This window comes from Microbacterium sp. Be9 (assembly GCF_011754135.1).
GTDB lineage: Bacteria > Actinomycetota > Actinomycetes > Actinomycetales > Microbacteriaceae > Microbacterium > Microbacterium maritypicum_A.
In genome coordinates this window covers 217,022-229,830 of the sequence record NZ_WNWT01000002.1, presented here as the reverse complement: position 1 = coordinate 229,830, position 12,809 = coordinate 217,022, and the positions used below count along the sequence as shown (strand labels likewise).

General features: G+C 68.6%; 13 protein-coding genes and 1 tRNA gene. 6 read left to right on the top strand and 8 right to left on the bottom strand.

The genetic code is table 11. The annotated features are described in order from the left end of the window. Nucleotides 1-87 precede the first annotated feature (87 nt). The 3 genes from GLO27_RS02155 to GLO27_RS02145 all read left to right on the top strand — a co-directional run bounded on the left by GLO27_RS02155 (nt 88) and on the right by GLO27_RS02145 (nt 3,398). The gene (locus GLO27_RS02155; RefSeq protein ID WP_021198766.1) at nt 88-1,053 is read left to right on the top strand and encodes an acetylxylan esterase; all 966 of its coding nucleotides are present in this window, start codon (nt 88-90) and stop codon (nt 1,051-1,053) included. A 90-nt stretch (nt 1,054-1,143) separates the two neighbouring features. Then, the gene (locus GLO27_RS02150) at nt 1,144-1,872 is read left to right on the top strand and encodes a response regulator transcription factor (protein ID WP_017828429.1); all 729 of its coding nucleotides are present in this window, start codon (nt 1,144-1,146) and stop codon (nt 1,870-1,872) included. Between the two features lie 26 nt (nt 1,873-1,898). Continuing rightward, nucleotides 1,899-3,398 carry an ATP-binding protein gene (locus tag GLO27_RS02145; protein WP_021198767.1) on the top strand — a complete coding sequence of 500 codons (1,500 nt, stop codon included), beginning with the start codon at nt 1,899-1,901 and terminating at the stop codon, nt 3,396-3,398. An 18-nt stretch (nt 3,399-3,416) separates the two neighbouring features. On the opposite strand, the gene GLO27_RS02140 is transcribed toward GLO27_RS02145, so the two are convergent. The 6 genes from GLO27_RS02140 to GLO27_RS02115 all read right to left on the bottom strand — a co-directional run bounded on the left by GLO27_RS02140 (nt 3,417) and on the right by GLO27_RS02115 (nt 9,013). After that, entirely contained in the window at nt 3,417-4,991 is a 1,575-nt protein-coding gene (locus GLO27_RS02140) for a flavodoxin reductase (protein ID WP_167253388.1), read from the bottom strand. 14 nt (nt 4,992-5,005) lie between these two features. Further along, entirely contained in the window at nt 5,006-5,887 is an 882-nt protein-coding gene (locus GLO27_RS02135; RefSeq protein WP_167253387.1) for an FAD:protein FMN transferase, read from the bottom strand. Between the two features lie 14 nt (nt 5,888-5,901). Then, nucleotides 5,902-6,375 (bottom strand): FMN-binding protein, encoded by a 474-nt coding sequence (locus GLO27_RS02130; RefSeq protein ID WP_167253385.1) that lies wholly within the window; start codon nt 6,373-6,375, stop codon nt 5,902-5,904. Nucleotides 6,376-6,468: 93 nt separating this feature from the next. After that, nucleotides 6,469-7,503 (bottom strand): ribose-phosphate diphosphokinase, encoded by a 1,035-nt coding sequence (locus GLO27_RS02125; protein ID WP_021198771.1) that lies wholly within the window; start codon nt 7,501-7,503, stop codon nt 6,469-6,471. A 6-nt stretch (nt 7,504-7,509) separates the two neighbouring features. Continuing rightward, entirely contained in the window at nt 7,510-8,940 is a 1,431-nt protein-coding gene (gene glmU / locus GLO27_RS02120) for a bifunctional UDP-N-acetylglucosamine diphosphorylase/glucosamine-1-phosphate N-acetyltransferase GlmU (RefSeq protein WP_167253383.1), read from the bottom strand. 1 nt (nt 8,941) lies between these two features. Beyond that, a tRNA-Gln gene (locus tag GLO27_RS02115) sits at nt 8,942-9,013 on the bottom strand. A gap of 111 nt (nt 9,014-9,124) precedes the next feature. Here GLO27_RS02115 and GLO27_RS02110 point away from each other — a divergent pair. From GLO27_RS02110 to GLO27_RS02100, 3 genes are read left to right on the top strand one after another with little or no spacing between them, the layout of a single operon-like run. Then, the gene (locus GLO27_RS02110) at nt 9,125-9,598 is read left to right on the top strand and encodes a GNAT family N-acetyltransferase (protein ID WP_167253381.1); all 474 of its coding nucleotides are present in this window, start codon (nt 9,125-9,127) and stop codon (nt 9,596-9,598) included. A gap of 30 nt (nt 9,599-9,628) precedes the next feature. Further along, the gene (locus GLO27_RS02105; RefSeq protein WP_021198774.1) at nt 9,629-10,123 is read left to right on the top strand and encodes a MarR family transcriptional regulator; all 495 of its coding nucleotides are present in this window, start codon (nt 9,629-9,631) and stop codon (nt 10,121-10,123) included. A gap of 19 nt (nt 10,124-10,142) precedes the next feature. Next, the gene (locus tag GLO27_RS02100; protein ID WP_208323475.1) at nt 10,143-11,081 is read left to right on the top strand and encodes a pseudouridine synthase; all 939 of its coding nucleotides are present in this window, start codon (nt 10,143-10,145) and stop codon (nt 11,079-11,081) included. Here GLO27_RS02100 and GLO27_RS02095 read toward each other — a convergent pair. Next, nucleotides 11,068-11,727: a methionine ABC transporter permease gene (locus GLO27_RS02095; protein WP_021198776.1), complete on the bottom strand. Its 660-nt coding sequence runs from the start codon at nt 11,725-11,727 to the stop codon at nt 11,068-11,070. The genes GLO27_RS02100 and GLO27_RS02095 overlap by 14 nt on opposite strands. Next, nucleotides 11,727-12,770, bottom strand: coding sequence for a methionine ABC transporter ATP-binding protein (locus GLO27_RS02090; RefSeq protein ID WP_167253377.1), 1,044 nt, complete (start codon nt 12,768-12,770; stop codon nt 11,727-11,729). Before GLO27_RS02090 ends, GLO27_RS02095 begins: the two co-directional genes overlap by 1 nt. Nucleotides 12,771-12,809: the final 39 nt, after the last annotated feature.

The following is a 12,809-nucleotide window of genomic DNA, read 5'->3' as shown; positions in this document are numbered from 1 at the left end:
GGATCCGCCTCGCCGATCACGCGCGCTCCTCCCCCTGTCGGCGCCGGTAGCGTCATCGAGGCAGACCATCCGGAAAGGACGCCCGCGGTGACCCACAACCCTCCCGAGGAGATGACCGAGTACTCGCTGGGCGCCCTGCTCACACCGCTCGCATCGCCGGACGAGCCCGACGACTTCGACGACTTCTGGCAGGCGACGTTCCAGGAGTTCGGCGTCGGACCGGTGGCGTGGGAGGTCGCACTGGAGCACCCCGCGACCGCGACGCATGGTGTGACGGAGATCCGCTTCCGCTCCTCGGCCGGGGAAGACGCCACCGCCTTCGTGATGCTGCCGCACGCCACCACCGACGTCCACAGCAGCCTCGTCGTCGGACATGGATACGGCGGTCGGACCGGACCGGACATCGAACGGGTGCCCGCCGGCACCGCGGCGATCTTCCCCGTCGCCCCCGGGACGCACGTCGGCACCGCCAGCCGCTTCCCCGCCTCGCCCGACGAACACGTGCTGGCCGGAATCGCACACCGCGACACGTACTCGCATCGGTTCAGCGCAGCCGACATCTGGCGGGCAGCGACGGTCCTCCTCGAGATGGCGCCGTCGGCGGCGACAGCTCTCGACTTCAGCGGCGGCAGCTTCGGCGGCGGCATCGGAGCCCTGGCGCTCCCCTGGGATACCCGGTTCCGCCGTGCAGCTCTCGACGTGCCGAGCTTCGGGAACCACGACGTGCGCCTCTCGCGGCACTGCACCGGGAGCGGAGAGGCCGTTCGCCAGCACCTCCGTCACCACCCGGAGGTGCGGCCGGTGCTCGACTACTTCGATGCGGCGACCGCCGCACGGCGCCTGCGCATACCCGTGCACGTCAGCGCGGCGGTGCTCGACCCCGCAGTGGACCCGCGCGGGCAGTTCGCGGTCTATCACGCGCTGTCGGGCCCGAAGAGGCTCGGGGTGCGCGCAGGCGGTCACCTCGACGGACCGGTCGGCGTCCTGTCCGACCGACTCGCCCTGCAGGACGGCATGGATTTCCTCGCGCTTCCCGACGAGCGCATCGCGTGAGTATGTCATCTCCTCGCCGACGCGGCATCTCTCAGAGAACACATAGCATTCTCCATAGAAATCGCATAGGAGATTCCGCAGAATAGGGACATGACCAGCGACCTGCCCGAACTGCGCCGCCCCGACGGCTCCCCCCTGCGCATCCTCGCCGTCGACGACGAGCAGATGCTCACCGATCTCCTCGCCATGGCCCTGCGCATGGAGGGTTGGGAGGTGCGCACGGCCTCGTCCGGGATGGAAGCCCTCCAGGTGGCGCGCGAGTTCGAGCCCGACGCACTGGTGCTCGACATCATGATGCCCGATCTCGACGGGATGTCCGTGCTCAAGCGGCTCCGCGAGTCCGGCAACCTCGTCCCGGTGCTCTTCCTCACCGCGAAGGACGCCGTGGGCGATCGCGTCGCCGGGCTCACCGCGGGCGGCGACGACTACGTCACGAAGCCGTTCAGCCTGGAAGAGGTGATCGCCCGTCTGCGCGCGATCATCCGGCGCACCGGTCACGCCACGGCCGACGACGGGCAGTCGATCCTGCGCGTCGCCGACCTCACCCTGAACGAGGACAGCCACGAGGTCGTGCGCGACGGCACCGAGATCGAGCTCACCGCGACCGAGTTCGAGTTGCTGCGTTATCTGATGCGGAACGAACGCCGTGTGCTCTCGAAGGCGCAGATCCTCGACCGGGTGTGGAGCTACGACTTCGGCGGCAAGTCGTCGGTCGTCGAGCTGTACATCTCCTACCTGCGCAAGAAGATCGATGCCGGCCGCACACCGCTGCTGCACACCGTCCGGGGCGTCGGTTACATGATCAAGGCTCCGCAGTGAGCTCAGCGACGGTGATGAGACGGCCGATGAGCCTGCAGACACGGCTGATGACCGCCGTGATCGGATTCGTCTCGCTGATCCTCATCATCGTCGCCGTCATCACCAGCGCGACGCTGGGCAGCACGTTGGAGCGGCAGCTCGACGAGAAGGTCGAGAGCTATGCCGCGGGCATCACGAAGCAGCTCGTCCAACAGGTCCCGGCTGAACGAGCCACGGTCGACAACATCCTCAAGGGCGGCAACCCGCAGATTCCCGGCCTGCTGTTCGCCGTCGCGAGTCCTGTCACCGGGGCAACCGGAATCGCCTTCGACAACTCGAACGGCGACCTCGGCGGAACATCCCAGGCTCTCACAGCGGATCAACTGCACGAACTCATCAGCGCTCTGGGCAGCGGCACGCCGGCGACCGTCTCGCTCGCGGGGCTCGGTTCCTACCGGGTCGTCGCAAACCCTGCGAGCACGGGCGTCGTGGTTGTCACCGGACTCCCCCGTGACGAGATCCAGAACCAGCTCACGCAACTGCTCACCGTCATCGCCCTCGCGACCATCGGCGGGCTCATCCTGCTGGCGCTGACCACTGCGATCACGATCAGAGTGAGTCTGCGACCACTGCGTGCTGTCGCGATGACCGCGACCAGGGTCGCCAACCAGCAGCTCGATCGCGGCGAGGTGACGATCACCGAGCGCGTACCGGCGTCCGAGGCGGATCCGCGCACCGAGACCGGGATCGTCGGCGCCTCCCTGAACAAGCTGCTCGATCATGTGAACACGTCGCTCGCCTCCCGCCAGAAGAACGAGGAGCGGATGCGGCGCTTCGTCGCCGACGCCAGCCACGAGCTGCGCACCCCGCTCGCCTCCATCCGTGGATACTCGGAATTGTCGCTGCGCGCGCTGCGTCAGTCGAACGCGCAGGCGGAGCGTCCCGAGGTCATCGAGGGTACGACCTCGTCGTTGGAGCGCATCCAGGCCCAGTCGCTGCGGATGACCCGCCTCGTCGAGGACCTGCTGCTGCTGGCCCGACTCGACGAAGGCCAGGAGCTCGTCTACGGCACGGTCGACCTGACCCAGCTGGCCCTCGAAGGCCTCTCGGACGCACGCCCGACCGCGGCCGACCACCACTGGAACATCGACGTGCCCGATGAACCCGTCACGATCGTGGGAGACGCCGGACGCATGCATCAGGTCGTCGCGAACCTGCTCGCGAACGCCCGCACCCACACGCCAGCCGGCACGACCGTGACACTGAGCGTCGCGCAGGAGGGTGAGGATGCCGTGCTGCGCGTGCACGACGACGGTCCGGGCATCGACCCCGCCATCCGTGACGAGCTGTTCGCCCGTTTCGCCCGTGGAGACAGCTCGCGGGCCCGGCAGACCGGCGGCACGGGCCTCGGACTCGCGATCGCGAAGGCCATCGTCGAAGGGCACCATGGCTTCATCACCGTCACCAGCGAACCCGGTGACACGACCTTCACCGTCCGCATCCCGCGTAACCCGGCGGCAGCCGACGACGACACCGCCGAGGCCTGACCCGACGGGTCCCTCGGCTCAGTATCCGGCGAACGCGTCGGTGGTGAGGCTGCGGGCCTTCTGCAGGGCAGGGGCGAGGTCGGCGATGAGCCGCGGCGGGCCCGAGATGAACGCATGACGCATGGCCAGGTCGGCGACGGCGCGCTCCAGGGTCTCCGCATCCAGACGTGCGCCTCGCGCCCAGGACCAGTGCGCGGGCAGATCGCCAGGCTCGTCACGTGTGAACACCACGGTGCGCACCCCCGTCGCAGCGAGCTCATCGCGGAAGGCGAGCTCTGAGGCGTCGGAGGCGACATACACGAGCACCACATCGCGGCGCTGACCGGTCGCCTGCAACTGCCGCAGCTGCGAGACGAACGGTGTCACCCCGATGCCGGCCGCGACCATGAGCACCGGCTGGTCTCCGCGAGGAAGGATGAAATCCCCCCAGGTGCCGGTCACCGCGAAGGTCGCCCCCGGCTCTGCGGCGGCGAGAGCGCGCTTGTAGCTCGACGGATGCTTCTGGTCGCCGTTCTTGTACGCGATGCGCAACGTCGGAAGATCAGCCGGTGCCGACACGATGCTGAACTCTCGACGGGTTCCGCGTGCGTCGGGGCGATGATGCGGAACGTCGAGCTCGAGGTACTGCCCCGGAAGGAAGCGCACGCGCCCCTTGGCACGGAACGTCAGCTCCTGCGCGGTCGGGGTGACGAACTCACGCCGCTCGAGCACGAGCCGCACAGAACCGCGCAGGGCGAACGCGAACGCCACCAGGTTGCCGATCAGCAGCGCACGCTCCTGACCGAGGGTGAACAGCCCGGCCACCGAGATCGGCCACCCCGCGAGCAGACCCACCACGACGGCCACGACGAGCTGTTGCCGACGGCGCGGCGGGAGGGTCAGCGGCTCCGAGAGCATGAACGCCCCGAGGAACAGGAAAGGCGACTGCAGCACCGCGAACTGCAGCGCCGTCACGATGTCGAACGAGATGTCGAACTCTGTGGCCTGCACCATCTGACGCACGACCGACGTGGCGACGGCGACGAGCAGGAACACCAGCACGATCCGGATCTTCTCGGTGCGCCACAGCACGGCGAGGCCCAGCACCGCCACAGGGATCGTGAGCACCGGCGTGCCGACCCACCACGACGACGAGGTCCCCAGCCACTCGAACGCTCCGAAAGCGCCGAGGATCGAGACCACGGCCGCCCCGAACGCGGCGGGGTTGAAGATGTGCCGCCCGCGCCACGCGATCAGGTACTTCGAGACACTTGCGACGGCGCCGGCGAGAGCGAGACCGAGGAGCGCGCCAGGCTCGATGCCCGGCCGGAGGACGAACAGGAGGATGAGTGCGGTCACCAGTGACGATTCGACGCGCCAGGGGAGTCGGAGGATGCGCTGCGCCACCGCGTCCACGGCGGAGATGACGACCGCGAGCACGAGGAACGAGGCCACGAGCTCGAGCGGGGTCGGCGAGACGATCACGCCGAAGAGCGACAGGACGAAGGCGATGACCGCGAGTGCGACGAGCGCGAACAGCACGAGGCGGTACATCGACAGCGAGCCCAGCACCGCGAGGACCCGCTGTCGTGCGGCGGCGAATGAGGTGATCACTTCTCCACTCTTCCCTAATTCCGACCTGAGGGGTGCGACGCCCCCGCGGCGACGAACAGTTCGGCCGGGCATCCGGGCGAGCGCTGCACGCGCCCGTCGGTGCTCATGCGCACCCACTCGACGTTCCACATCGCTGCGAGCTCGACACCGCCGTCGAAGAAGAGAGCCGTCGCCACGGCGTCGGCCGTCATCGCCTCCGGCGCCCATGCCCAGGTCGCGGCCCACGTGCGCACGGGCATCCCGGTGCGGGCATCCAGCACATGATGCAGCCCGCTCCCCCACGCCCTCCGGTTGATCGCCGAGGCGCACAGCGCCTGGTCGTGCACGTCGACGACCCCGATCGCCTTCGTCGGATCGTACGGGTGCTCGAGGCCGATGCGCACACCGGAGCCGCGGACCCGGATGTCACCACCGGCGTCGACCACGAGGTCTCCGGGCACCGCTGCCAACACCGCCGCCACGAGGTCGACGAGACGCCCTTTGCCGAGCGCGCCGACATCGATCAGGGCAGGCGCCGAGGCCGTGACATCGGTATCCGTCCAGGACACGTCCTGTTCCCAGTCCGCCGGGGCGCGCACAGGTTCACCCGGCACGAGGGAGTAGTCGGCGTCGTACCCGAGCGCGTCGAGGCTGTCCGCGACGAGCGGGTTGACGGCGCCTCCGGTCGCGGCGGAGAGCCCACGGTACGCGTCGAGCATCGGCCGGGCATCGACGGAGGCGAAGCCGCCCCCCTCACGTCCGAGGCGCACGACCTCCGAATCTGCACGGAATCGGGACCACTCGCGGTCGAAGCGGTCGATCTCCGCCATCACCGCGGCGCGTGCCGACTCTGGCAGGGGTTCCGTCGTCTCGATCTCCCACTGCGTCCCGATGGCCTCGAAACGCCAGCTGGCCATGGTGGATCAGGCGCCTAGGCGGCGGCCTGCTCCTTGATCGCCTCGACGGCCTTGTTGAACCCACCGCTGGTGAGCGACGAGCCGGCGACGCGGCTGACGTTCAGGTCGTCGAGAGCCTTGCCGTCGACCTGCTCGGCGATCCCGTCGATGAACTGCCCCTGGTACTGCTTGCTCTCTGGGGCCTGCGGGTCGCCGGTCACCTCGACATCGGTCACGACGCCGTCGGCGAGGGTCAGGGTGACGGAGATCTGCTCCACCGTCTCGGGCGTCTGGTACGACCCATCGGCGGTGTAGGTGCCGTCGGCGTAGGTTCCCGTGGAGTCGCCGCCGGAGGACGACGAGGAGGAACCGGCGTCCGGAGTGCTGCTGTTGTCGGCGGGCGCCTCGGCGTCGGCGTTTCCGGAGCATCCGGCGAGGACGAAGAGTCCCGCGATCCCGAGGAGTGCGGTTCCCTTACGGACAGAGGTCGGTACGGTCGTGCGGATCATGGTGGTCCTCCCGGCTCGGTGTCGGCCGACGCGCTCGTCGGCCATTCGACCGTAAGCACCCCGGCTATGCGCGGGCTGTGCCGTGACGATGCGTTACGCGTCGCCGCCGAACATGCTCGTCACCGAGCCGTCTTCGAACACCTCGTGGATCGCGCGCGCCAGCAGCGGGGCGATCGGGAGGATGGTCAGCTTGTCCCAGCGACGCGACTCGGTGAGCGGGATCGTGTCGGTGATGACGACCTCGTCGATGGACGAGTCCTGCAGCCGATCGGACGCCGGGTCACTGAAGATCGCGTGCGTCGCTGCGACGATGACGCGATGGGCGCCGTTCGCCTTGAGCGCCTGGGCGGCCTTGACGATCGTGCCGCCGGTGTCGATCATGTCGTCGACGAGGAGACAGGTGCGGCCGTCGACGGCACCGACGATCTCGTGCACGGAGACCTGGTTCGCGACCTTCGGGTCGCGACGCTTGTGGATGATCGCCAGCGGTGCGCCGAGGCTGTCCGACCAGGTGTCGGCGACGCGCACGCGGCCCATGTCGGGCGAGACGACGGTGAGGATCTCACGGTCTTCGGGCGACAGCGTGCGCTCGAAGTAGTCCAGGAGCACGGGCTTGGCGAACAGGTGGTCGACGGGGCCGTCGAAGAATCCCTGGATCTGCGCGGCGTGCAGGTCGACGCTCATGACCCGGTCGGCGCCCGCGGTCTTCAGCAGGTCGGCGACGAGGCGGGCGCTGATCGGCTCACGTCCGCGACCCTTCTTGTCCTGACGCGAATACGGATAGTACGGCGCGACGACGGTGATGCGCTTGGCCGACGCGCGCTTGGCGGCGTCGATCATGATGAGCGTCTCCATGAGCCACTCGTTGACCGGCTCGCCGAAGGTCTGGATCAGGAAGAGATCCACACCGCGGATCGAGACCTCGAAGCGGGCGTAGATCTCGCCCGAGGCGAACGTCCGGTGCTCGACCGGTGCGATCTCGGTGCCGAGGGCCTCGGCGACCGCTGCGGTGAGTTCGGGATGCGAACGTCCACCGGCGACGACGAGCCGCTTCTTGGTCTTCGCGATGATCCCGGGGGCCACGCCGTTGTCGCGATCCAGATCGACCGTCTTCTTCTTGCGCGCCATGTCCGCCTATTCCGCCGAATTCTCGCGGGACGCAGCATCCGCCGCGCCCGTCCCTGCTCTGTTCTTCTCGACCCAGCCCTCGATGTTGCGCTGGGGGGCGACGCTCATGGCCAGCGCGCCGGCGGGGACGTCCTTGCGGACGACGGCGCCTGCACCGGTCTTCGCACCGGCTCCCAGCCTAACGGGCGCGACGAGCACCGTGTGCGACCCGGTGTGCACCTCGTCACCGATCTCGGTGCGGTGCTTGTTGACGTCGTCGTAGTTCGCCGTGATGGTGCTCGCGCCCAGGTTCACCCCGCGGCCGATCGTCGCATCGCCCACGTAGGAGAGGTGCGGAACCTTGCTGCCCTCGCCGATCTCGGCGTTCTTGGTCTCGACGTAGGCGCCGATCTTGCCCCGGGCTCCGAGGACCGTGCCGGGGCGGAGGAACGAGAACGGGCCGACGGTCGCCTCGGCACCGATCACGGCCAGCGTGGCATCGGTGCGGCGGACGATCGCGTCCTCCCCGACCTCGCAGTCCACGAGTGTCGTGTCCGGACCGATGACGGCACCGGAGGCGATCACCGTGGCGCGGAGGATCTGCGTGTTCGGGAGGATCGTGACGTCGGGTGCGAGCTTCGCGTCGTCGTCGATCCAGGTGGTGGCGGGGTCGATCACGGTCACGCCCTCGAGCTGCCAGCGACGCACGATCCGCTGGTTGAGCAGGCGCCCGACCTCGGCCAGCTGGGCGCGGTCGTTGACGCCGAAGGTGACCGAGATGTCGGAGACGACGGATGCCGCCACCCGGTCGCCGTCACGGCGGAGCAGGCCCGGCACGTCGGTCAGGTACATCTCGCCCTGGGCGTTGTCGACGCCGACCCGCGGAAGGTAGGCCCGAAGCGTCGCCGCACGGAACACGTACATCCCCGCGTTGATCTCGCGGACGGCGGCCTCCTCGGCGGTGGCGTCCTTCTGCTCGACGATGCGGTCGACTCCCCCGTCGGCGTCGCGGACGACGCGTCCGTAGCCGGTCGGATCGTCGACCAGCGCCGTCATCAGCGTGGCCGGTGCGCCGGAGGCGCGGTGCTCCGCCAGGAACGCGGAGAGGGTGTCGACATCGGCCAGCGGGCAGTCGCCGGAGAGCACGAGCACGTCGCCGTCGAAGTCGGCGGGGAGGGCATCGACGGCCACCTGCACCGCACGACCGGTTCCGGGGATGTCGTCCTGGTCGACGAAGACCGCATCGGGGTAATCGACCGCGAGCGCCGCGACCACCTGGTCGCGCTCGTGACGGACGACGACCTCGACGTGCGCGGCCTGCAGCCGCCCCGCGGTGGTGAGCACGTGCCCCACCAGTGGACGCCCGCTGATCGGGTGCAGCACCTTGGGCAGGCGCGACTTCATGCGCGTGCCCTGTCCCGCAGCGAGGACGACGATGGCGAGATTGTTCCCAGTCATGCTCCGCCGCCAGGACTCGAACCTAGACCTCACAGCTCCAAAGGCTGTCGTGCTGCCATTACACCACGGCGGACCGCGCCGCCCACGAGGGCGCCGCGGCATCAAGTCTGCCATGCCCCGGCCCCGGTTCCGCTGACACCCCGTGCGTCATCCACCCGAAACACCGCTCTGGGATGCTGGCGTCATGAGCATCGTGATCGAACGGGTGGAGACCGCAGACCCCGCCCTCGTGGAGTTCCTGATCGCCCATCATGCGGAGTTGGAGCACACGGCTCCACCGGAGAGCCGTCATGCCCTGGTGTTCGAGCGTCTGCTCGCCCCGGGAGTGCGGCTGTTCGCCGGGCACCTCGACGGCCGCCCCGTCGCCACCGGCGCCCTGGCGACGGTGGCGGAAGGGCACGAGGAGATCAAGTCGATGCGCACCGACCCCGCGCTGCGCGGGCGCGGTCTCGGACGCACCATGCTCGCCTTCCTCCTGGAGGATGCCGAGGCGCGCGGCATCAGCCGTGTCTCGCTCGAGACCGGGAGCGCCGAGTTCTTCGTCCCGGCGCGCGCCCTCTACTCCGCCGCCGGCTTCCGCGAATGCGGCCCGTTCGGCGGTTACGTCCTCGACCCGCACAGCACCTTCATGACGATCGACCTGCCGGCGGCGTCCTGATCCCCGAGCCGCACACGCGATAATGGGCGGATGAGCGAGGTGGATGAGGTCGACCGGATCGTCGGCGCGTGGAACACCCAGCGCCCCGACCTCGACTTCTCCCCGCTCGAGGTGCTGTCGCGGATGGACCGGCTGTCGCGCCACCTCGACCGCGCCCGACGCGACGTGTTCCGCCGCAGCGACCTGGAGCACTGGGAATGGGATGTGCTCTCGGCGCTGCGCCGAGCCGGGGCGCCGTTCCAGCTCTCCCCCAAGCAGTTGCTGCAGCAGACTCTGGTCTCGAGCGGCACGATGACCAACCGGATCGACCGTCTGGTCGGCCGCCGCTTCGTGCGCCGCGAGGCCGACCCCGGCGACGGGCGCAGCGTGCTGGTGACGCTCACCGACGATGGGCGCATCCGCGTGGATGCCGCCATCACGCGTCTCGTCGACGTGGAGGCCGACCTGCTGCGGGCCCTCTCGCGCTCGGATCGGGATCGCCTCGCGGGGCTGCTGCGCAAGCTGAGCCTGAGCTTCGACTCGTGACCGGCCGCATCTGATGGGCATGCCCTCCCCCCTCCCCGTGCGTGACGGCGTGGGAGCCACACGATTGCACGTGCCCCTCTCCGGCTCGTGGCCCACCGTCGCCGCCTACATGGTCGAGCGCTTCTTCCACCTCGACCCCGAGCGTCTTCTCCAGCGGTTCGACCGCGGCGAGATCGTGCGGGCCGACGGCTCCCCCGTCCCGCGCGACGCCCCGCTCGGCAGCGTCGAATTCGTCTGGTACTACCGCGAACCCGCCGTCGAGACGCGGATCCCCTTCGAGATCGAGGTCCTGCACCAGGACGAGCATCTCGTGATCGTCGACAAGCCGCATTTCCTGCCCACGACTCCCGGCGGCAAGTTCCTGCAGAACTCGGCACTGGTGCGCCTGCGCAACCTCCTCGACAATCCCGACCTGGCGCCGATCCACCGCCTGGATCGCGCGACCGCCGGCCTGCTGATGTTCTCGACACGACCGGCGACCCGCGGCGCCTACCAGCTGATGTTCGAGAAGCGGCAGGTGCAGAAGGTGTACGAGGCGGTGTCGGAGCTCCCCGATCACGGCGAGCTCCCCTCGTTCCCGCTCGTCTACCGCAACCACATCGAGAAGCCGCGCGCCCAGGTGCGTGTGCAGGTCGACGATGCCAGGGAGCCGAACGCCGAGACGCTGATCGCGCTGATCGGCAGCGACGATCGCGTGGTGCATACGCTGCTCCGCCCGCACAGCGGCAAGATGCATCAGCTGCGCGTGCACCTGGCCGCCCTCGGCATCGGCATCCTGAACGACCGGTTCTACCCGGAGCTGCTCGACGACCTGCCCGACGACTTCGACCGCCCGCTGCAGCTGCTCGCTCGTGAACTGCGCTTCATCGATCCGCTGAGCGGGACGGAGCGGGTGTTCACCACTCGTCGCACCCTGCAGGAGGCGCCTGTCGCCGAGGCTCCCCTCAGCGGCGCATGACCTTGCGGGCCAGGCGGGTTCCGAGCGTCTGCGCCACGTGCACGAAGACGACGATGAGCAGCACGGCCGCCCACATCACCACGGGCTCGAACTGACGACGTCCGTAGGTCAGTGCGAAGTTTCCGAGACCGCCTGCACCGATGTAACCCGCCATCGCGGTCATGTCGATGAGGGCGACGATGACGAACGTGTACCCGAGGATGAGCGGCCCCAGGGCCTCCGGGATCACGACGGTGAAGAGCGTCCGCCAGGGGCCGGCCCCCATGGCGCGTGCGGCTTCGATCACTCCGGGTGAGACCCCGACGAGATGCTGTTCGACGATGCGGCCGATCGCGAACATCGAGGCCACGACGAGCGCCACGATCGCGGCGTTCGTGCCGATGCCGCTGCCCACGATGAAACGCGAGAACGGGATCAGCACCGTGATGAGGATCACGAACGGGATGGGGCGGAAGAAGTTGATGAAGAGGTTCAGGACTGCGGAGACCGCCCGATTCTGCAGCATCCCTCCCGGCCTGGTGAGGTACAGACCGACGCCGATCAGACCGCCCAGCAGGCCGCCCAGCACCAGCGTGAGAGAGACCATGTAGAGAGTCTCGACAGCAGCCGTCCAGAACTCGGGCCCCAGCTCGATGAGACGATCCATCAGCGCACCTCCTCGCTGTCGATGTCGGACACGTCGACATGTGGGGCGATGCTCGCGAGCGTCTGCTCGATGACACCGTCCTCACCGCGGATCGCGAGAGTGAGGTGTCCGAAGGCACGCCCGCGGATGTCGTTGATGCCCCCGAACACGAGCTCGAATTCCAGTCCCGCGTCGGCGAGCTGGAGAAAGACCTGCGCCTGGGACGGACCGCCGTCACGGAACGAGAACGTCACGAGGCGTCCATCGTGACGTTCACGGAGCACCGCCCGTTCAGACGGAGAGGGCACCCCCTTCACGACCGTGCCGACGAACCGCTGCGAAGCGGCGTGCTGTGGGTTGGAGAAGACCTCGAACACGTCGCCGTGCTCGATGACGCGACCGCGGTCCATGACGGCGACCTTCGTCGCAATCGTCTGGATGACATCCATCTCATGCGTGATCACGACGATCGTCACGCCCTGTTCCTCGTTCACCTTCTTGAGCAGTGCCAGCACCTCGTGCGTGGTCTCCGGGTCGAGCGCGCTGGTCGCCTCGTCTGCGAGGAGGATGGCCGGCCTCGTGGCGAGGGCTCTGGCGATGCCCACACGCTGCTTCTGACCGCCGGAGAGCTGTTCGGGGTATGAGCGCGCCTTGTCGCTCAACCCCACGAAGCTGAGCAGCTCGGTGACACGCGCCTCGATGTCGGGCTTCGACCACCCGGCCAGCTTGAGGGGATACGCGACGTTCGCCCGCACGCTCTTCGACGAGAAGAGGTTGAACTGCTGGAAGATCATTCCGATTCCACTGCGCACCCGGCGCAGCTCGCGCTCCGCGAGAGCCGTGATCTCCACGCCATCGACAGTGATCCGCCCCTCGGAGGCAGGCTCCAGAGCATTGATGAGACGCACGAGCGTCAACTTGCCTGCGCCGGAGTATCCGATGATGCCGTAGACATCTCCCTGATCGATCTGCAACGTGACGCCGTCGACCGCCGTGATCTGCTCGTCAGCCCCAGCCGGGGACGGGTATCTCTTCGATACGTTCTCGAGGGACACGATGGGCATGGAGTGCTCCGGTCTTGAAGGGGAAAGGAAGGGCGTGGT